The sequence below is a fragment of the Pseudomonas sp. HMWF006 genome, from assembly GCF_003061205.1.
Lineage (GTDB): Bacteria > Pseudomonadota > Gammaproteobacteria > Pseudomonadales > Pseudomonadaceae > Aquipseudomonas > Aquipseudomonas monsensis.
Window position 1 is genome coordinate 1 of the sequence record NZ_QAIU01000414.1, and the last position, 468, is coordinate 468.

The following is a 468-nucleotide window of genomic DNA, read 5'->3' on the forward strand; positions in this document are numbered from 1 at the left end:
CGTCAGCTCGCCGCCGTGGCGTTCCCGCCAGTGCATCAGGGTGATTTCGCTTTGCAGGGTCACCGCGTTGGCGACCAGTCGCCCGCCGGGTTTGAGCTGCTCCCAGCAAGTCTCGAACACGCCTTCACGGGTCACACCACCGCCGATGAAGACGGCGTCCGGACGCTCCAGCCCGGCGAGGGCATGCGGTGCCTTGCCGCGAACCAGTTGCAGGCCGGGCACGCCCAGTGCATCGCGGTTGTGTTCGATCAGTGTCTGCCGGCCCTCATCCGCCTCGATGGCGATGGCGCGGCAACTCGGGTGCGCGCGCATCCATTCGATGCCGATCGAGCCGCACCCGCCACCCAAATCCCACAGCAGTTCACCGGGGATTGACGCGAGGCGGGCGAAGGTGATGGCCCGCACATCGCGTTTGGTAAGTTGACCGTCGTGCTGAAACGCCGAGTCCGGCAGCCCGGCCAGCCGCGA

The 468-nt window shown here is 67.5% G+C and carries 1 protein-coding gene; it reads right to left on the bottom strand.

The genetic code is table 11. From position 1 onward, the window contains the following. Positions 1–468: precorrin-6Y C5,15-methyltransferase (decarboxylating) subunit CbiT (gene cbiT / locus DBR24_RS17060; protein ID WP_128615331.1), on the bottom strand; the 468-nt coding region annotated here is incomplete at both ends.